The sequence below is a fragment of the Xylanibacter ruminicola genome (assembly GCF_900107775.1).
GTDB classification, from domain to species: domain Bacteria; phylum Bacteroidota; class Bacteroidia; order Bacteroidales; family Bacteroidaceae; genus Prevotella; species Prevotella ruminicola_C.
On sequence record NZ_FNRF01000004.1, the window covers coordinates 256,315 to 275,879 of the forward strand.

A 19,565-nucleotide genomic window follows, 5' to 3' on the forward strand; every position below is an offset into this window, starting at 1 on the left:
TTTACTCTTTTACCGTTATTGGAATCTCGCTCCGTCATCACTCTTGCAGAAATACACCTTGAAGGTATTCTTATACTGTGGGAACTTGGCTAGGTATTTCTCTGTGATTTCCTTTTCAATCTGCTCCTTCTTCGTTGGATCCACAATCGCAATACATGCCCCTTTGAATCCCGCACCAGAGAATCTTCCCCCATAGATACCATCCGTGGTCAGCATCGCATTATAGATAGCTATCAATTCCGGACTTCCACATTCGTAATTGTGGATACTGCTCTCGCATGACGCTTTACTCAGGCTTCCGAACCACTCCAAGTTACCTGTTTCCCATGCCGTGATTCCCTCTCTCACACGCTTATGCTCTGAGAAGAAGTGCTCCGCACGCCTTGCAAACCTCGGTGGCATCTTGTCACGGTGAATCTTAAACATGCTCTCGCTTACATCGCGCAAGAACGTCTTGCTCTGTTCTTTCAGCGGAATATTCTCGTATGCCTCAACCAGCCAAGCAGCCGTCTTACACTCTGCTACACGCAGGTTATAATCACTGCTCATCAATGAACGCGTCAATCCACTGAAGAAAATCCCCAGTTCAAACTCCGGCATGTTGGCAGCCTTCGGTATCAAGCGATATTCATTGCTCTCGCAGTCCAGCATCAGCAGGTGGTCTTTCTTACCAAGGGCAATGCAAGCCTGATCCAATAAGCCGTTATTCAGCCCTATGTATTCACGCTCAGCCTCCGAAGCAATCTTCATCACCTCAAAAGCCTCCATCTGTATGCCATTCGCCTTAGCAAACGCCATCACGTAGGCAATAAGCACGGCCGCAGAAGAACTCAAACCACCTACGGGAATAGAACCTCTGATGGTTCCCGTGATACCTTTCAGAAGTTTAAAGCGCTTTTGCAGAGCGAACTTAGCGCCTCGGGCGTAATCGCCCCAATCCCCTTGCTTCACCAAGGAAGGCATCGCAATGTCAAACTCCACATGACCAGTGAAAGTTTCACTGTCCAAAACCACATTGCTATCTTCACGAATATCAAAAAAAAGATCCACGCCTTTGTCGATGGCAAAACCAGTCACCAATCCATGTTGATGATCAACATGCGCTCCCAACGTACACACCCGATACGGGCTAAATATATGATATTGGTAATCCTTCATAAACATTATTCCTTACATCATACATCTTACTTCCTTCATCACTTGCGCCCCCATTGTGGAACAAACAGGTAACCACAGAATTGCCATACAGCTTTCAAAAAAGATATCATCCAACGATCGCCTCTTTGATACTCTCCACGATATATTTCACATCATCATCGCTCACATACGGGCCGGCGGGGAGGCAGAAGCCTACCTTAAACAGTTCCTCTTCTATGCCATTGGTATAAACAGGGGCGCCGGCATATACGGGCTGCTTGTGCATAGGTTTCCAAGTGGGGCGTGCCTCAATCTTCTTGCCCAACATAAACACACGCAGAGCCTCCACATTCTCATTGGGCTGGCACTCTGTAGTAGCGCAGTCCACCTGATGTATCACACCAGCAGCACCACCCACGGCAGTCTTGATCACTTCCTTATAGGCATTCTCCTGTCCCTGAATACGAACCTCAGGATCCAGCGTTGCAGCACACAGCCAGAAGTTCGCATCATAACGAGGGTCCGCAGGCTGCTTGTGGATATGAACTCCAGGGACATCCTTCAGCAACTCTTCGTACAGAGCCTGCACGTGCTTATGGTGGGCGATATGCGCATCAATCACCTTCATCTGTCCGCGACCGATACCCGCACACACGTTACTCATGCGGTAGTTGTATCCGACGGCTGTATGCTGATAATAAGGATACGCATCGCGAGCCTGGGTGGCATACCACATAATCTCGTTAGCCTCCTCAGCCGAGCGACAAATCAACGCACCGCCACCGCTAGTGGTTATCATCTTATTCCCGTTGAACGAAAGCACGCCATACTTACCAAAGGTTCCAAGCACCTGCCCGTTATAACGCGAGCCCATGCCTTCAGCAGCGTCCTCCACCACAGGTATTCCATATTTATCCGCAATAGCCATAATCTGGTCAATCTTATACGGCATACCATAGAGTGCTACCGGCACGATAGCCTTCGGATACTTACCCGTTTTCTCTTTTCGGTCGATAATCGCTTTCTCCAACAGCACAGGATCCATATTCCACGTCTCGCCTTCAGAGCCAACAAAAACAGGTTTAGCCCCAAGATAAGTTATCGGATGGCTCGAAGCACAAAACGTATAACTCTGCACCAGTACCTCATCGCCAGGGCCCACGCCACAAGCCAGCAAAGCCAGATGTACCGCAGCCGTACCAGCCGAAAGGCACACCACCTTACGATCCAGTTCTTCGCTATCTTTATGGTTTACAAAGTCTGCTAGATCCTGTTCAAACGCATTCACATTGGGGCCCATTGGCACCACCCAATTAGTATCAAACGCTTCCTTAACGTATTTCTGTTCCCATTCCTCCTCGCTCATGTGAGCCAAGCAGAGGTAAATTGTTTTTCTTTCCATATCGTTATATCAACTCATGATTATACTCCATTTTCTTTCCTAGCACTGTGCAACACATCATCTGTATGTCCTTCATAAAGGAGTAATGATGATAGTAATAGTAGTTCAGGCGTACTTTATCGGGATAGATTACCGTGTCGTTGTACTCAACGGCTATTTCTTGGGCATCACGCTTATCACCCTCAGCCTGTTTCTTGGCCACATAGTCTGCTATCATCTCGTCCTCTAGGCGGTATTTCAATGTGGCAGGGCCTGTAATGCCTGGTCTTAACTTCAGCACATCCCTGTCGTCCCTCTTCAATTGGTCAGCATAGCCAGGCACATCAGGTCTTGGGCCCACAAAGCTCATGTTTCCGATAAGCACATCCCATAGCCCAGGCAGCTCATCCAGCTTATAATGCCTCAACTTTGCCCCTAATGGCGTAATCCTTGAATCCCCCGCCACCGAAACCGTCGAACCATTATGCTTCACAGTCATCGTCCTGAACTTATGGCAATCAAACAACTTGCCATCCTTACCCACTCGCTTCTGTACAAATAACGCAGGTCCTCCTGGCATTTTCACTTTCACCAGTATCGCCACTACCAGCAACACCGGCCACAAAATCAAAAGACCGATCAGCGCCATCAGTCTGTCAAATATCCATTTCAGCACCATATCACTCTTTCATTATCTCCAAATACAATTCATTATGCGGCATTTTTTTTACCACTTTTACATTACTGGCGCTCATGGCCGAACGATACGAGGGTACGTTATCTTCCGATACTGTTTCAAACAGTCGCAGACCTATGCCAAAGCCTACCTCATTCAGAATCTTATTCATAGCTGTACCCAGGCCTTTGCCGCGATAGTCGATATCCACCATCCTGCCGCGGAACCCCTGTCCATGAAAAAAGCATCTGTTAAAGCAATACCCAGCTATCTGCCCATTCAACCTGTCACACAGCACATAGCCCAGAAAAGCCCTGTTCCGCTGCAGCATCTTTATACTGCCAGTGTCAAACCCATGCGGTTTAAAATACTTAAATGCCTCTTCTGGCTGGCGAGCAAAAAACTCCACCATCCTATCTGTCGGGATATCCCTGATTTCTACTATCTCATACCCCTTAGGCACTGCCGAAAACGAAAAGCCCTTAAGCTTACAACCATACCTCATATGGAATATCACGCCATTCATCCACTCGATGACATTCCACAGCCAGCTCAATTTATCTCTTAATATGTGCGCTATTTTGTATAACATTACTTATCCAGTTCCTCGTAAATTGAATTGTTGCTCTTGTATTCCGGCACTATTTCTTTCATTTTTGCTACAGTCTTCATATTATCGTACTGCTTCGAGATGGCAATCAACTCGTCGATATCCTTACTTACCGCAGCATAATCATACTGTCGTACCTCTGCAATGCGTATCTTCTCGTGGAACGAAGGTTTGGTACCTTCCAATTCATTCAGTACCTCCTCGTAAAGTTTCTCTCCTTCACGCAGGCCTGTAATTTTTATCTCCACGTTTTTGGCACCAGATAGTGCTATCATTCGCTTGGCCAAGTCGATTATCTTCACAGGTTTACCCATGTCAAACACAAATATCTCGCCGCCATTGCCTTTGGTGCCAGCCTCCAGTACCAACTTACATGCCTCTGGTATCAACATAAAGAATCTCACAATTCTTTCGTCGGTCACAGTCACGGGGCCTCCATTCTTTATCTGTTCTTTAAACAGTGGTATCACGCTACCATTACTTCCTAGTACATTGCCAAAGCGCGTTGTCACAAACTGGCAAACCTTCTGCGTGTTATTCAGGCTTTGCACATAAATCTCGCAGATACGCTTACTGCACCCCATCACATTGGTTGGGTTCACTGCCTTATCTGTTGATACCATCACGAATTTCTTCACGCCATACTTCACGCTCAGGTCTGCAATCACCTTTGTTCCATAGATGTTGTTCATCACCGCCTCGCTTGGATTCGGTTCCATCATCGGCACATGCTTATAAGCGGCAGCATGGAACACATAGTCAGGTTTAAAAGTGCTAAAGATAGCCTCCATCCTCGTCACGCGGCTGATACTTGTCACCACAATCTCTGCATCAATTTCAGGGTAATCCTTTTTCATCATCAGCAGGATATCGTGCTGCGGTGTTTCAGCCTGATCGATAAGCATCATCTTTGCAGGCTTATAGATGGCTATTTGGCGCACCATCTCCGAACCAATGCTACCAGCCGATCCTGTAATCAGTACCCGCTTTCCTGTTAGCATTGCACCTACAGAGTCCATATCCACCTTTATCTCTTGGCGAGGCAGCAAATCTTCAACGCTCACTTCCTTAAGCTGCATCCCTGCAAAATCCTCTTCACTCAGTTCGCCATTTTTTATGTTAGCCTCCTTGGCCTGCTGAGCAAATAAAATCTTCACACCTGCATGTAGCAACTCATCTTGTATTCTCTGGTTGTTACGGAAATCATCCAACCTAAGCGGAGATACCAACACCGCCTGAATCTTTTCTTTCTCTATTACCTCGGCGATATCATCATCCACATTATAAACCTTCTCGCCAAGAAGCATCATATTCTTGGCACGCTTATCATGCGAAATAAAGCCACGCAACAGGTATTTTGCAGGTTTCTGTGTTCTGATATTCTTGGCGATACCTATACCACCCGTCATAGCGCCATAAATCAACACTCTCGTCAAAGGTTGATCGTTATGTGTCACATCGTGCAGCGTTTTTACCACCACTCTCATCGCCCACATCAGCAATGTAGCAACTAAAAACGTGATGATGATTTCTGTCTTTGTAAAAGCACATAGAGCAGCTATACCAAAGTGTTCTAACACCAACGACACTACAAGCACTATCACTGTAGATAACGTGTTTGCATATGCCACTTTCATCAAATCTACGAATGATGAATAGCGCACCACGCCTAAGTACGTTTTAAACAGCCTCCACCCTATCCAACTGATAGCTACATATAGCAATGCTGAATATAGCACCTCAAAGCGGTGGTAAAACATCTCCAACGTCTTGTTTTCAGCCCAAAAGGTTAACAGGCCAGAAACAAGTACAATCATACTGTCAGCAAGAAACAAGCACCAATAAGGCAACGATTTCTTACTGAAATACCAATTTAGTAGTTTATTTATCAGATTCATTCTTATACAAGTATTTCCTTATAAAACTTCAGCCATGCTTCACTGATAGGCTTCACATTAAAATCGTGCAGTGCTCTTTCTCTCGAGCGTTTACCCATGTTCATGCGCATATCCGCATTATCATGCATCTTTTTCATGCACTGGTAAAGCGATTCTGCATCACCCACCTTACACTGCAGTCCCGTTTCGCCATCAATGTAGGCATCCAATACGCCATACGCATCCGAACAGATGCATGGCAACCCGATACAAGCAGCTTCAAGCACACTCGATCCGAAACCTTCTCTATACGTAGGTAGCACAAACACATCGCCAGCGTTCAGCACACGCTCAGGCTGTTTTGTTAATCCATAGTAGCTAAAGTTCTTTCCATCCTGTATATGCTTGTAATCTGGCAATTTCTCTATATAGCCCTCTTCATCCATACCCACAAGTAGCAGGTAAACATCCTTTTCTTCTGCAGCTAGCCGGTTATACGCCTCATAAAGCTCACCTATGCCCTTATCATGATTCAGTCGGCCCAAGAAAATGTATGTTAGCATATCATCCTTTATGCCCATCTTTTCACGCTCTTCTTTCCTTGCCACGGCATCAGGCACAAATCTTTCTGAGTTTACACCTGCAATCGATCCTTTGCAAAACACCAAAGCCTTTCCTGATTTGAGTACGCCCTCCTTTTCAAGGAAAGCCCTCTGCGACTTGCCATCCACCATAATATGATTATCGCACTTCGCTATTATCTTATCTATCGATTTCAGCATTTGGCGCATCAGGCCAGTTCGCGTAGCCCATACTTGGCCTGTAAAAATATGTGTGCGATGCTTTATGCCAGCCAGTTTGCCTGCCAGTGCTGTCACAAGGCCTGCCTTAGGTGTTACCGAATGTACGGCATCAAATTTCATTTCTGCGAAATAACTCTTTAGCTGAGCAACAGCCTTCAGGTCCTTCGTCAGTGAGATGCCACGTTCTATATCAATGCTCTTCCATCCTTTGATGGCCAAGCCCTTTACCTCCTCTTCCGATTTAATATTGGCCACCAGATAGATGTCATACACCTCACATAGCACTCTGATATGATCTCTCAAAAACGTATGAGCCGTCATTGGTATTGCCACAACAAAACATATTTTCTTCTTCATATAATCTATAAGCTATTATCTATTATCATAAGGCTACAGTTCTCCTCATTCCTTCCTCAAACGGAACAACCACGTAATCCATTCCCTCAATATCCGACAACGCTTTTGCATACTCCACACCGCCATACGCTTTATTAACAAGCGGGATAAAACGCAACAAGCGCACGCCAAGTCCTAACAGCCTTGAAGAGCGATACTTACGCCCTATGCCTTCAGCTATTACGCGCAATAGTTCATTAGCGCTCACGGCTTTATCATCCTGTGGGCAGAACACACCAAACTTATTCTTTTCAATTATTAGTCTCACGAGTTCCGAGAGATTATCAATATAGATAAAACTCTGTTTCACATTCTCGTATGCACGTGGAATCATCGGTAACCTTCTTGCTATGGATGCAAATCCAGTGATATAACCACCCCTGCACCCTTTACCATATACACTAGGCGGGCGCACAAAAGCCACCTGAAATGCCTCATCCTGCAATTCGCGCAATCCAACTTCTGCCATCAGTTTGCTTTTTCCATACATTCCTGCAGGGGCTAATGGTGTATTCTCATCTACTATAGTTGGTTTTAGCCTTTTACCTATGCCATACACCCCCATCGTGCTAAAGAATACATATTGCTTCACACCAGCCTTTTTCGCCATTGTAGCGATAGCTATGGGCATATCCGTATTCACCCGCTTGTATAGCTCCCAATCCTGGCAATCTGGCCGATGAACAATCCCTGCCACATGTACGATAGCATCGTATGGCGAATAGTCGAATGTCTTCCATTCGTCCGTCAACACATCAAGTTGTACCACTTGATGACCTTGTGTTGTCAACCATTCATCAATATGATTGCCAATATAGCTATCTTTCCCGATAATTAGTATTTTCATTATAATTGTCTAATAATTTTTGCAGGAACACCTGCCACAACACAGTTATCAGGAACATCTTTAGTTACTACAGACCCAGCACCTATGATAACATTGTTACCTATCCTGATGCCCCCCACTACGATGGCATTCGCCCCAAATGTCACATTGTCACCAATAGCAGGGTGAGTATCCATACCACCATGGCCATTAGAACCCACTGTTACGCCCTGACGAAGGTAAATATGCTTTCCACATTCTCGTGGAAAGAATGTTATCCCCCCAAAATGCGCAATCACAAAATCTTCCGGCAAGTTTAATGTCCATGCGGTTTGTATGCCAAATGTATATGTAAGGTGTTTAAGATAGAGCCATTGTATAACGAAAAATGGAAAAAACACTTTCTTTTGCCATAAATAATAGCAAAGCCTGTGATGAAAAGTATATTTGAAACCAGGTATAAATAATACGCTTTTCCAAAAAGGTTCTGCATAACGAGGAAGGTCTGATTTTACGAGTCTAACAAATTCTCGAAAAGATTGTTTCTCCATAGTTTCTAATATTATCTTTTTATTGCGTTTAAAATATATGAAATTGATTTAAAGCCGCTTATAATGATTAATATATAAGCGACCCTATATACTAAGTTCTTCGCATCCCAAAGGACATGCTTGTCAGCTTTCAAAAGAGGGGCCGCAATTTGCTTTTCTGAAGGACTTAATCTCCCATAATTATAAAGTGCAATCATGTAAGCATATGCCAGGTATTGCGTAATACTCAGCAGTCTATCACTTTTCTTATACCATTGTTCAACAGCATAGTGTATGCCCAAAATTCCAGAAACATGAGCTTTTGAGGTAACGGAGCCATCCCTATTAATAACATAAATATATAGTTTATTATTAACAGCACCTATTGTTTTCGCATAATACAGAAGGGATGATTGCCAATAGAAATCCTCAGCCGACACATCAACAGGAAATCTTATGCAATGTTCTTCTATCAGTTCTCTCTTTGCCGTAAATATCCATGCAGAACCTGGAAAGTTATTTGTTTTTATTAGATAATTTAGAGTTTCTATTTTGTTACCATTGGTTATCAGTTCTAAGTCATACTCCCCCCTATGTTTTATTTTCTTATTAGTGACATAATCAAGAGTATGGCCTTCATACAAGACAACATCTTCATGACGGTCATTTATACGGTCTGCTATCATCTGAAGACCATCAGAGTTTTCCCAATAATCATCGCTATCTACAAATATGATATATTCCCCATTCAACGGACAGTCTAGAGCCCTATTACGAGCCCTAGCCTGTCCACCATTTTCAAAATGGTATACTGTCAAACGGCTGTCGCCTTTTGCGTATTCTTCACATATAGCACCACTCCGATCTGGAGAACCGTCATCTACCAGAATCATTTCCCAGTCCTTACAAGACTGATTTATGACACTTTCAATACAACGTCCAACATATTTTTCAACCTTAAAAACTGGTATTATAATACTAAATAAAACAGCCATTTGATTATTCATTTTTAGAATACTACTTATATGAGTTATTTTTATGAGACACAACCCTTTTAATATGCAGGTATAGCATATATCCGAGCGGAGCTACTAGTAGTGTAGCAAGGGGCATCGGCGACTTTTTCAACCATCTCTCATCCTTGGTCATGATACATGATGACACATAATGCACTGCATGTCGCAAACGATACTTATATGATTCAATGGGATTCCCCATATGTAAGCGCCTCAACTCTTTGAAACTATTAGGGCTTTGATAATACTGATATACAATATTCTTGGACATACTATTATTAGCATCCTGATAATCAACAATGCAGAAAACATCATTAACTATCAGCATAGGCAACATCATATCTACTTTAATGAACAAATAAATAGGATTGAAAAACTTCTCCCCGGGGAACACTTCCATCGGTGCCACTTTCTTCAGAAGTTCTGTACGATGTACCATTTTCACATCCCCCTGATGCCATTTAGGCAGATGCACAATATGAGCAGTCTTCAAGTCCTCTGGAAATAGGCCTCCTATTGGTAATCCTTTTTCTGAACAATCCAAACCAATAATACCGGCATACTTATCGGAACCTCGATCTTTCCATACAGACAATATTTTCTCTACCGCATCATCCGGCATCCAGTCATCCGAGTCTATACAAACACATAGCTCCGTATCCATCAATTCTATAGCCTTATTATAGCCCGTATGAAGGCCTCCATTCTCTTTGTAAGCGTACTGTATTTCAAAACCATTCTCTATTTTCCTCCACCCTTCCACCAAATCACGGGTGTTGTCAGTAGAGCCATCGTCAACGACAAGCCATTTAAAGTTCTTACTTGTCTGTCTACAAAGGCTTTCGTAAGTTCTACCTATCGTATTTGCACGATTATAAGTGCACGTAAATACTGTAATTATACTGTCTTTATTCATTGAAATTTGTATATATCAAAAAATTATCTAACATAATTACTACATTTTAGTAGAAATTCGTCATCAATATTGTAAAAAGCAAGTGCCCAAACAATATTAAAACAGTTTTCTGATTATGATTCTTTTTGAAAACAGGAAACTTTAATAATGGATATGCTAATACAATGGGATACAAAAACCAGGAGAGATAGGCAAAGCGATTTGAGCTCACGGCGTATATTACCATTACCCAAAAAGAATTGGCATAAATATATGTAGACAACAAAATATAATATGTTTCATCCATATAGCGTCGTTTAAAAACGGTATACCAACCTAACAAAATAGGCATAAAGCTATAGAGCAAGAAATCCCATCGAAACCCTATGCTACTAAAGAAATGGGCGTATTCTGCAATTGACTCCTCACTTGTATTATTTGCCATTCTGTCATCAAAGCCCAAAGTTCCAAAGAAAGATCCAATAGAATTTCCACCTATCAAAGAAATAACTATAGATACAAACCAAAAATAAAACATTACATGTGTTTTACGATAGTAATAAGCAAAGACTGCACATACAAAAGGTAAAAAAGTAGATTTATGAAGTCCTATAGCAATAATCGACAATAAAATGAAAAACAGTTTATCTTTCTTGTTTCCTATTATATAGGTTAATGCCCATAATAAGATGCTACAAGCAAGACCATTTCTAATACCATTAACTGCATAAACATAAAAAGACATGGCACTTATAGAAAAGACCAGAAGAATATCTGTATTTTTTTTTGTCATTCTCTTACATGAAGCCCAAATAGGAACAATGTATCCGACAGTGATCAAAAAGAAAAAAACACTGACATCAAAGTATTGCGACGAAAATCTTTGGAACACTCCGAACAGCCAGTCATCTTCGAATGCTGTAGGAATATTGTATAAATTTCTATAAATGACTGTATCTCCAAAAATTGGATGAATAGGTCTAAAGCCTAAAAAGAATATCAAAAATATCAAGACTATATGGACAATTGGTAGAGTTACATTCGTTTTTATCAGCCCAAATGAGTTCTTGATAGAAAGTATTTTCCCCCCTGCTATAAGGGTTAAGATTATTACCAATCCTATATAAACATATGAATAACTTTCTGCAGACATATACAAATAAATTTATTTTAATATCCCTATACGAAAAAGAGATTGGTTAATAAAATTTTTCAATAGATGTAGTTTAAAACGCAAAGTGTTTCTGTCCATCCAGGACGAATCATAATGGTGTATCGAAACAGTATTATCCGTAATCCTTACAATTCCTGTTGTTGAATCCATCGGACAGAAAACATCTGCAGGATATATCCAAACATCTCCGACATGTTGAAGTTCCAAGGAGTTATCCATCCCCATTTCATATAACTTGTATGTTGTATATTCAACTATTGTAGCTGTGTTCAACGTGCCGTCATCAAGAAGAAAAGGTAAGGAAGCGTAATGATCGAGCATATCCTTATAAAAAATTTGTCCCTTTTGAGCACCCATACCCAAACCAGGCGCCACCATAGGTGCTCCATTAAGGGATGCTCCTTGCTCAATACCTAAGAATGCCCCCCTATCTAGGATTGCATTCATAGGCTTTATCACCTCCACATCTGTGTCAAAGTACACGCCCCCATAATGATACAATATCCAAAACCTGGCATAGTCACTCACAAAAGCATACTTTTTCGCCTCGTATGCCTCCTTGGTATATGGAATGATATTCACATCAAAGTTGTCCTCATTCCATTCCTTTATTTCGTAATCAGGAAGATACTTCTTCCACGATGCAATACATTTCTGTGCTGACACAGGCAATGGATTTCGCCCGAACCAACAATAGTGAATTACTTTTGGGATCATTTTTTCTTTCTATTTGTAAATCCAATAATATAATCAGAAAAGGGAAGATAAGAGATTAACCAAGTCAACACAAAACTGATTATCAATGTAAACAACCAAGACGTCAACAACTGTCCTACCCATCCTAGTCCATAAGTCAAAAAATCAATATTCCACAAAAATCTTCGCATCACAAAGATGTGCATCAGGTATATACCAAAGCAAGCTTTACTGAACTCTGTCAACAAACGATTTTCATGAATTTGAAAATATCCAGTCACCTTTTGCACTCCTGTAAACCATGCAATGCACAAAGTTGCTACCGTAATACTTAAATACCAGAACAAATCATAGAAATCTCCATTAAAACCATAATACCTATGGATGAATAGTAATATAAGCGGTATCACAATCATTACAACCAATATGAATGGTCTGATATTGGCTTTGTATTTATGCAAGTAATAGCCTAAGACAAAATAGCCGACATACCCAGTGAAATAGTATAGAACTCCTGTTGTTGTACTATTGACATCTAAAATCAGTGATAGGAGCGGTAAACATAAAGTAACAACCCACAATAGCAGATAGAACCTTATTTCTAGTCTACTTGCTTTTACCAGAAAAGCAGAGATAATGGGTGATAAAAGATATAGTCCAGCCAATGTATACATAAACCACAATACTCCATGACCTTGAGCTGAGAATGGAATAGACAATACTGCTAGCGGAATTTCATGTACAGTCATTTCTCCCATCAACAAATTTACACCTATATAAAATAGCGTCCAAAACAGTAAAGGGCCAACTATTTTCCCCATTCTTCGCTTTAGAAAAGCACCTGTCTCCATCTTTACAGGCAATAATAGAGCACCACTCACCATGAAGAAAAGCCCAATTCCTGCAGCCGTCAGGAAATATAGGGGTACTTGTACGTATCCTGGCACTGATGCATGAGGGGCATGCATTAGCACTATCATACAACATGCCACCGCCCTTATAATGTCAAGATAAACAATTCTTTTTACCATCGTTTCTGTCTTCGTTTCCGTTACTACGGTATCAATTTATATAGTTTCTCTATTTCACTCTCATTCCCGTAATCATGAGTTTGGAGATAATCAACAATATCATTTTGCAACTCCTTGTCGAGGATAAACTCTGCCAGCCCCCTTGCACACCCCTCGTTATCCATCGGAACAATACAACCGTCCACACCATCCTTTATCTGAGATGCTGCTGTTGCATAATTAGTAACCGCAACTGGCTTACCAAGCATCTGAGCTTCGCGTACCGTCACGCTTTTGCCTTCATAACGCGATGGCTGCACATAAATGTCACAGGCTTTGATATATGGATAAGGATTTGAACGTTTACCAAGAATAATCACGTTTTTTTCCATTCCGGACTCAGCAATCTTCTGGTGAATCAATGACTCGTCACCATATCCAATGATATACCATTTTACTGATAATGAAGTATTGAGATCAAATAGCAAAGCGTTAACACGTTTGCAAATATCTGGAACATTGTCATAGTTTTTTGCTTCACTGAAACGTCCAACAGAGAGTAATCGAACTAAATTATCTTCACGAGGCATTTCTTTTTCCACCTCGCTTTGTAACATCAACTCTGAACGTCCCAAAACAAACCTAGGAGAAAGGATATTTTCCATTATCATTACTTTTGAAGATAATGATGGGAACACCTTCAAGAATGCCTTTGATGCTTCTGAGGATATACTCATAATATGATCATACCCTAACCAGATAGGCAATTCCAGTTCGGTATCGACATCTATCGTCGAATAGTCTGTATGTATCCAGCAGATCTTTTTCTTTGCCTTCACCTTACTCAGCACATAGTTATGCGGATGCAAGAAACTAACAGCCAAGTCATATTCGCCATAGTCGTATAGACTCGTCAGATAAGGCTCAATATTTCTTGCCACATACTGCAAGGCGGCAGAACCATCTTTTGGATTTTTTCTTTTCAGATATCCTACAAATTGCCATTTTGCCATTAAACGGCCATATACAATTTTCCATTCGCCATTGCGTAGCGCATCAGTTAAGGGCCTCTCAATGTACGAATAACTTTTTATTTCAGGCAGCAAGTTTACCTCTTTAGGTATAAATTGCATCAATTCACCTTGATGAGAATGGATGAATAAATCTACATCATATAGTGAATAATCGATAGCCTGCAATAAACCTATTAGGCTTATTTCTGCACCTCCTATCTCCATATAGTGCATGGAGATGAATATCCTTTTCTTCTTACTCATTGTTTACAGGTAAAGGCCACCTATTCCCCACAAAATGGCCAGGGTTATTATAATGCAATACCTTTGCAGGTACACCTACAACTGTAGCTTTGGAAGGGACATCATGAGTTACAACTGCTCCTGTGCCCACTGTACTGTTACTTCCTATATGCACATCATTGACTAACGATATCATGGGAGATAAGCTAACATTGTCTCCAATAATGGCAGCTTTTTCTTTACTAGTTCCAATCTGCGTAAACTGGCTGACGTTCACATTGTTGCCTATTATAGTAGCCGGATTGATAACAACACAAATAGAGTGTTGCAAACAAAATCCGTAACCAATCTTCATACTAGGATAAACCTGCATTGAATATTTCACTGAGTAATGGCGATGCATAATTTTAGCAAACCAATACCAATAGCCTCTTATTTGAGCCAATCGCAACCAAAAGGTCAATGCGAAGGGGGGTGATGAGAATGTTTTGAGAATCATCTTCCCAAAAGAGCTAACATGACCGAAATAGCGATAGTAGTCGCTCCTTATCAATTCTATACAATCAGCATAGCACACAGGTATAGGTATGGTAATTGTCTCGCCTGTTCGTAATGTATATGTTTCTGTTTCCATCATCTTAATACACTATGTTTCACCTTCCTAAGTCCAGAAAAAAAAGTCGAAGCAAAAGACAATAAGCCAATCGACCTTTTCCTATAGGCATTCAAATAAATGTTATTCTCAAAACCTTCCACGTTCTCTCTCGCCCATTCTATTGCTTCTATAGTGTACTTATGATTAAGCACCCTCTCCATTTCTCCTTTCTTTTTTCTACGATTCCATGGGCAATCCGGGTGTAGCATATTAAAACGAAGGGACTGGTCAACACATCCATAAAAACGCAGTTGGAGATAATTTTCGAATCTTGAATTATTTATTGACCAATCTTTACGCAATGTTTCAAAGTGCTCTCTGATACTCACGTAAATATCAAAACGATTTGAAATAAAGCGAGAACGATTATTACCCGTATTATATATGTAATAGTCATATAAAATAACAGGTGACAGATACAATCTTTCAATGTAATGATAGCACTTTAGATTAAAAACCTCGTCCTGTTGTATCTGTTGGTTCTCAAAACATAATCTGTTCTTTTCAAGAAATGAGCGGCGATAGAACTTATTCCATGCGAACCCATTACCATTTCTAACAAATAGAATATCATCCAAGAACGCATCCCGTAACTGTTTCTGCCCTTCTATCATACGCTCATTCAGATGAACATCCTCCTGTACTCCCAACGAAGGTGTAATCGCCCGAAAGCTAAATTGCAGCATATCGAGTTCATGGCTCTCCATTTGCTGCACACTATATTCCAACAGATTGGGCTTAGCCTCATCATCCACATCATAGAACCATACGTAATCGCCTTGTGCAGCATCGAGTCCTACATTTCGAGCACTACCCAATCCGCCATTTTCTTTATGGACAACCTTAATACGTTCATCTGAAGAAGCCAGCTCGTCACACAATTGGCCAGAATCATCCGTTGAGCCATCGTCCACGAGGATGAGTTCCCAATCGTTATAGGTCTGACCAAATATGCAACTCAGAGACTTTTCCCTAAGGAAACGTGACACATTAAATATTCCAACAATGATACTAACCATGTTTTCTTTTGACATTCATAAGTTTTTTCGTAGCGCGATCTATCATTATCGCTAACAAAAAGGTAATACTTACGGGGATGAATAACCACAGCATATTATGAATTCCTGTAGGAACAAAATAATACATAAGACTATAACCTATATTTTGATGAACAAGATACCAAGCATAAGAAACTCCTCCAACATACACAAAAAATGGGTTTCCAAGTAATTTATCAATTATCTGTTCTGCCTTGCTTTTAAATGGATAAACAGCCAATATAAATATAGCAAGATAAACGAAATAAAGATAATTAAGGTGAACAAGCCATAGCGACAAAACTAAAGCAATTATCTTAAATAACATATTACGTTCAAAGCACCTAAGACAGATTCCTAACACCACCCCCTGCAGACCATAGCTAAACCAATAAGCCTCTAAAGGAAGAGAACTGACAAAAAGAGCATAACTCATCAATGCAACCAATATAAAAAAAAATGTTACAACGACTATCACAAGTCGTCTTTCAGCATTTTGAACAACATTAGAAAGCGATAATAACAACTGTATTTCAACTAACACAGCAATATACCAATGTGCGCCATCAACGTATGAGATTCCAGGATGACTGATAAATGCCATGTTACAAAGGATTACTGATAATGAAACCACTCTACCAGGAAGTGGCATAATGAGCATCCACCCCACTATTATGATGATTGCAAGTATATAGCTTTTATATAACCGCCAATACCGATTTATAAAGGTAGAAAAGACGGCTCCACCAGTAAGAATCTTGCCCACCATAAGATATCCTGCAATAACAAAGAACATAGTAACTCCAACCACATTACCATTATTAAATTCAATTGGGAACTGTATTGGGCGATCAACATATACATTGTACATTGTTGTGTAATGGAATAGTACTATCCAAAGCATCAACAAACCACGCAAGCCTTCCAGCTTTTTATTTTTCATCATATCACTCTTGCAATAACCTGGTCTTTTTATTTACCTCATTAACATATTTCTCCGGGATTAGGACTTCATCAGTAGCCTCCCTTATTTGAATTTCTGAAAGAATATTTGCTTGTACAAAAGGTATTTTAGATAGTAATAATAGGGATTAGTGAATCTAAGGGAGTATAATGCGTACGTCTTTATGGAAGGATAGAACTCCTTATCATATCGCGATTTTCCATATAGCCAAAGCATCCAGCTAATATCTCTCATTTGGGAGAGGAAATACTTTGAAGCGATAATCCTGCTCTCCGTCATTTTATGGTAATTAGATGACTTCCTGGTCTGAGACAAAGCATTAGGATTTACCCTATATTGTACTGTTGTAACATTTGTATATTGAAGAGAGCAGCCTGCCCATATTGCTTTTACCCAGAAAGGTTTATCTTCCATAAATGCAATCGTCTCGTCATACCCACCCAAACGATTATAGACTTCACGACGCATAAAGCATGCAGGTGCTGGCAGACCAGAATAAACGAGATTCCACAATTTGAATTGTTTTTTTGTAAAATAATGAAAAAAGACGGCAGGACTAATGATGTTTGTCCCGTCCTGTCCCTGTCCAAACACCTTCATATCTGAAAACAACAAATCAGTATTTTTATGCTCGAGCATATAGTTAACATTATCCTCAAGGCAATTGGGTAACAATTTGTCATCACCAGCTAATAACTTGATATATTCGCCTGTTCCCTTTCTAATACCTCTATTACTATTTGCAGACACACCCGTATTATTCGATGATGTAACAACTTCTGCATGGGCAAAACGATTAGCATGTTCCGACATCCACTTCTTGCACACTTCCACAGTATTGTCCTTCGAGCAATCATCAGAAACAATCAGTTCTATATTTTGATAGGTCTGCTCAAAAACACTATCAAGAGCCTCGACAATAAACTCGGACGAGTTGTAAGTAACTATACAAACCGTGACTAAAGGCTTTTTTATTTCTTGATTCGACATAATATTGCGTTTACAAAACCTGTTTTATCATTTAATGATTTTAAAAAACACACACACACAACCATTGTTGCAACACTGCCAATGGAATAATACCATACTTTGGGCAACAAGTAAGATATTACCAAGAATAGGCACATTAGCAATACGGATAATAGTATCAATTTGTTAACACTATTAGAAGCCTGATATCCATACCTTTTGGAGTCAACCACTCTTACTACAATGTAGTAAAGAAAAAAATGACATACAAAGGACCATGCCAGACCTGACAGCCCCCATAAATAATACATTATTACAGAAAACATCAAGTTAGAGAAATTTCCATATACTCCCTCCAATAAAAAATAAACCTTTCTGTCACCTTTTGCAAACGACGCATAACCTAAAGCATAACTTGCCGCACGAAGCAACATCCCAAGGCATAGCACACGGACGAAACTCGTAACAGGAAGAAACTCCTCACTAAGCAGGATACGAACAACTAATGGTGAGAATAACATAAACACTAACAATATTGGCACCGATAGCAAAAGAACAACTTCAGTCTGTTCGTTCATGGTCTGATTCATACGAACCTTATCATTCATTACTCCCGAAAGACGAGGAAAATAGTCACTTCCCATGGAAGCAAAGACCATTGTTAGAGTCTGAATCGTAATAGCAAAGCCTGCACCATATAGCCCCAAATCGGACAAGGAACCATAACGAGTGATAGATAGATTTATTAGATAATTAACAAGGCTAGCCAGCAACGAAGAAACAACCATTGCAAAGCCAAGAGTTATTAGAGGCCATGAAAGACTCCACCACTCCTTCATAGATTGAAAAACTTTTACCATCTCAACCTTTCTGGCAAAGATATAAGTCACAACATAATTTCCCATTGCAGAGAATACAATGCCAGGCACAACTCCTTCCAATCTCATAAAATAAAAGAAGGGTATAGAGACAAGCAGAGAGACAATGGAACCAATCAAAGTACAAGTTGCAACCGATTTGATGCGTCGAGAGGATACCAGTACTGCCGTATTTCCCTGCGAAAGAAGGGTGAAGAAAAGTAAAAAAGATAAAGCACAGAAAGAAAAAACGTGTTTTCTATCGCCAAATGACCATTCACTAAGCAATGGAGAAAACAACATGACAAAAACTGTACCTGCAATACTTAGAACAAATAAAAGACGTCGAAAGGCTATCGTTATAATGGCATACCTTTGCCAGTCATTTTGCTCGTAAGCATTACTCAAATCCTTTACTACACTCATATTGACACCCATCCCAAATATCGTAATGAAAACCCACAGAGAAGAAGTATAAATGGAATTCAAGCCCATTCCAACTGTCCCTATGAGTAGAGCGACAAATTTGGAGCGCACCAGTCCAACCAGAATCTGTATGAATTGTGTGCCTCCAAAGATTGATGTAGCTTTAAGTATGCTTTGATACTGTGAAGACATTATTACTCTACTTTAATAATTGATCTTTAAGATATTTAGATGATGGTTTCTCAACACATTCATGCAAAAAAATTGAAATGTTTACACAAATTACAAATGAAACAATTATGCGCATAATATTATTGTCTATGCCTATCCAATTGTTTATGATATGATAGCTTATAGACCAAACGAAAAACTGT

At 40.4% G+C, this 19,565-nt stretch carries 19 protein-coding genes; all 19 read right to left on the bottom strand.

What is annotated here, in order from left to right:
* Positions 1–15 precede the first annotated feature (15 nt).
* Positions 16–1,158 (bottom strand): galactokinase family protein, encoded by a 1,143-nt coding sequence (locus tag BLU97_RS11475; protein WP_254771717.1) that lies wholly within the window; start codon positions 1,156–1,158, stop codon positions 16–18.
* Positions 1,159–1,264: 106 nt separating this feature from the next.
* A complete protein-coding gene (locus BLU97_RS11480) occupies positions 1,265–2,539 on the bottom strand; it encodes a DegT/DnrJ/EryC1/StrS family aminotransferase (protein WP_074761686.1) in 1,275 nt (424 codons plus the stop codon).
* Positions 2,540–2,543: 4 nt separating this feature from the next.
* Positions 2,544–3,197: a sugar transferase gene (locus BLU97_RS11485; protein WP_074761687.1), complete on the bottom strand. Its 654-nt coding sequence runs from the start codon at positions 3,195–3,197 to the stop codon at positions 2,544–2,546.
* A gap of 1 nt (position 3,198) precedes the next feature.
* Positions 3,199–3,786: a GNAT family N-acetyltransferase gene (locus BLU97_RS11490; RefSeq protein WP_074761688.1), complete on the bottom strand. Its 588-nt coding sequence runs from the start codon at positions 3,784–3,786 to the stop codon at positions 3,199–3,201.
* Positions 3,786–5,702, bottom strand: coding sequence for a polysaccharide biosynthesis protein (locus tag BLU97_RS11495; RefSeq protein WP_074761689.1), 1,917 nt, complete (start codon positions 5,700–5,702; stop codon positions 3,786–3,788). Before BLU97_RS11495 ends, BLU97_RS11490 begins: the two co-directional genes overlap by 1 nt.
* A 2-nt stretch (positions 5,703–5,704) precedes the next feature.
* Positions 5,705–6,841 carry a glycosyltransferase gene (locus BLU97_RS11500; protein WP_074761690.1) on the bottom strand — a complete coding sequence of 379 codons (1,137 nt, stop codon included), beginning with the start codon at positions 6,839–6,841 and terminating at the stop codon, positions 5,705–5,707.
* Between the two features lie 25 nt (positions 6,842–6,866).
* Positions 6,867–7,727, bottom strand: coding sequence for an NAD-dependent epimerase/dehydratase family protein (locus tag BLU97_RS11505; protein ID WP_081353004.1), 861 nt, complete (start codon positions 7,725–7,727; stop codon positions 6,867–6,869).
* On the bottom strand, positions 7,727–8,257 hold the full coding sequence (locus BLU97_RS11510) for a serine O-acetyltransferase (protein ID WP_074761692.1): 531 nt from the start codon (positions 8,255–8,257) through the stop codon (positions 7,727–7,729). The genes BLU97_RS11505 and BLU97_RS11510 overlap by 1 nt, the downstream gene beginning before the upstream one ends.
* An 11-nt stretch (positions 8,258–8,268) precedes the next feature.
* Positions 8,269–9,243 (bottom strand): glycosyltransferase, encoded by a 975-nt coding sequence (locus tag BLU97_RS11515; protein WP_074761693.1) that lies wholly within the window; start codon positions 9,241–9,243, stop codon positions 8,269–8,271.
* A 10-nt stretch (positions 9,244–9,253) separates the two neighbouring features.
* Complete coding sequence (locus tag BLU97_RS11520; RefSeq protein WP_074761694.1) at positions 9,254–10,168, bottom strand: glycosyltransferase family 2 protein; 915 nt, start codon at positions 10,166–10,168, stop codon at positions 9,254–9,256.
* Between the two features lie 46 nt (positions 10,169–10,214).
* Positions 10,215–11,300 carry an EpsG family protein gene (locus BLU97_RS11525; RefSeq protein WP_074761695.1) on the bottom strand — a complete coding sequence of 362 codons (1,086 nt, stop codon included), beginning with the start codon at positions 11,298–11,300 and terminating at the stop codon, positions 10,215–10,217.
* Positions 11,301–11,312: 12 nt separating this feature from the next.
* Positions 11,313–12,038 carry a glycosyltransferase family 32 protein gene (locus BLU97_RS11530; protein ID WP_074761696.1) on the bottom strand — a complete coding sequence of 242 codons (726 nt, stop codon included), beginning with the start codon at positions 12,036–12,038 and terminating at the stop codon, positions 11,313–11,315.
* A complete protein-coding gene (locus BLU97_RS11535; RefSeq protein ID WP_074761697.1) occupies positions 12,035–13,048 on the bottom strand; it encodes an acyltransferase in 1,014 nt (337 codons plus the stop codon). Before BLU97_RS11535 ends, BLU97_RS11530 begins: the two co-directional genes overlap by 4 nt.
* Positions 13,049–13,071: 23 nt before the next feature.
* Entirely contained in the window at positions 13,072–14,304 is a 1,233-nt protein-coding gene (locus tag BLU97_RS11540) for a glycosyltransferase (RefSeq protein ID WP_074761698.1), read from the bottom strand.
* Entirely contained in the window at positions 14,297–14,920 is a 624-nt protein-coding gene (locus BLU97_RS16255) for a serine O-acetyltransferase (RefSeq protein ID WP_254771718.1), read from the bottom strand. The genes BLU97_RS11540 and BLU97_RS16255 overlap by 8 nt, the downstream gene beginning before the upstream one ends.
* Positions 14,917–15,972, bottom strand: a complete 1,056-nt coding sequence (locus tag BLU97_RS11550) for a glycosyltransferase family 2 protein (RefSeq protein WP_074761699.1) — start codon at positions 15,970–15,972, stop codon at positions 14,917–14,919. Before BLU97_RS11550 ends, BLU97_RS16255 begins: the two co-directional genes overlap by 4 nt.
* On the bottom strand, positions 15,950–16,921 hold the full coding sequence (locus BLU97_RS11555; protein ID WP_074761700.1) for an acyltransferase family protein: 972 nt from the start codon (positions 16,919–16,921) through the stop codon (positions 15,950–15,952). Before BLU97_RS11555 ends, BLU97_RS11550 begins: the two co-directional genes overlap by 23 nt.
* A gap of 81 nt (positions 16,922–17,002) precedes the next feature.
* Positions 17,003–17,929 carry a glycosyltransferase gene (locus tag BLU97_RS11560; protein ID WP_074761701.1) on the bottom strand — a complete coding sequence of 309 codons (927 nt, stop codon included), beginning with the start codon at positions 17,927–17,929 and terminating at the stop codon, positions 17,003–17,005.
* Complete coding sequence (locus tag BLU97_RS11565; protein WP_074761702.1) at positions 17,911–19,383, bottom strand: oligosaccharide flippase family protein; 1,473 nt, start codon at positions 19,381–19,383, stop codon at positions 17,911–17,913. The genes BLU97_RS11560 and BLU97_RS11565 overlap by 19 nt, the downstream gene beginning before the upstream one ends.
* Positions 19,384–19,565 lie beyond the last annotated feature (182 nt).

Bases quoted from the DNA above. Each gene is read 5' to 3' on its own strand.
- BLU97_RS11475 (WP_254771717.1), bottom strand. From the start codon at position 1,158: ATGAAGGATTACCAATATCATATATTTAGCCCGTATCGGGTGTGTACG.
- BLU97_RS11480 (WP_074761686.1), bottom strand. From the start codon at position 2,539: ATGGAAAGAAAAACAATTTACCTCTGCTTGGCTCACATGAGCGAGGAG.
- BLU97_RS11485 (WP_074761687.1), bottom strand. From the start codon at position 3,197: ATGGTGCTGAAATGGATATTTGACAGACTGATGGCGCTGATCGGTCTT.
- BLU97_RS11490 (WP_074761688.1), bottom strand. From the start codon at position 3,786: ATGTTATACAAAATAGCGCACATATTAAGAGATAAATTGAGCTGGCTG.
- BLU97_RS11495 (WP_074761689.1), bottom strand. From the start codon at position 5,702: ATGAATCTGATAAATAAACTACTAAATTGGTATTTCAGTAAGAAATCG.
- BLU97_RS11500 (WP_074761690.1), bottom strand. From the start codon at position 6,841: ATGAAGAAGAAAATATGTTTTGTTGTGGCAATACCAATGACGGCTCAT.
- BLU97_RS11505 (WP_081353004.1), bottom strand. From the start codon at position 7,727: ATGAAAATACTAATTATCGGGAAAGATAGCTATATTGGCAATCATATT.
- BLU97_RS11510 (WP_074761692.1), bottom strand. From the start codon at position 8,257: ATGGAGAAACAATCTTTTCGAGAATTTGTTAGACTCGTAAAATCAGAC.
- BLU97_RS11515 (WP_074761693.1), bottom strand. From the start codon at position 9,243: ATGAATAATCAAATGGCTGTTTTATTTAGTATTATAATACCAGTTTTT.
- BLU97_RS11520 (WP_074761694.1), bottom strand. From the start codon at position 10,168: ATGAATAAAGACAGTATAATTACAGTATTTACGTGCACTTATAATCGT.
- BLU97_RS11525 (WP_074761695.1), bottom strand. From the start codon at position 11,300: ATGTCTGCAGAAAGTTATTCATATGTTTATATAGGATTGGTAATAATC.
- BLU97_RS11530 (WP_074761696.1), bottom strand. From the start codon at position 12,038: ATGATCCCAAAAGTAATTCACTATTGTTGGTTCGGGCGAAATCCATTG.
- BLU97_RS11535 (WP_074761697.1), bottom strand. From the start codon at position 13,048: ATGGTAAAAAGAATTGTTTATCTTGACATTATAAGGGCGGTGGCATGT.
- BLU97_RS11540 (WP_074761698.1), bottom strand. From the start codon at position 14,304: ATGAGTAAGAAGAAAAGGATATTCATCTCCATGCACTATATGGAGATA.
- BLU97_RS16255 (WP_254771718.1), bottom strand. From the start codon at position 14,920: ATGATGGAAACAGAAACATATACATTACGAACAGGCGAGACAATTACC.
- BLU97_RS11550 (WP_074761699.1), bottom strand. From the start codon at position 15,972: ATGTCAAAAGAAAACATGGTTAGTATCATTGTTGGAATATTTAATGTG.
- BLU97_RS11555 (WP_074761700.1), bottom strand. From the start codon at position 16,921: ATGATGAAAAATAAAAAGCTGGAAGGCTTGCGTGGTTTGTTGATGCTT.
- BLU97_RS11560 (WP_074761701.1), bottom strand. From the start codon at position 17,929: ATGTCGAATCAAGAAATAAAAAAGCCTTTAGTCACGGTTTGTATAGTT.
- BLU97_RS11565 (WP_074761702.1), bottom strand. From the start codon at position 19,383: ATGTCTTCACAGTATCAAAGCATACTTAAAGCTACATCAATCTTTGGA.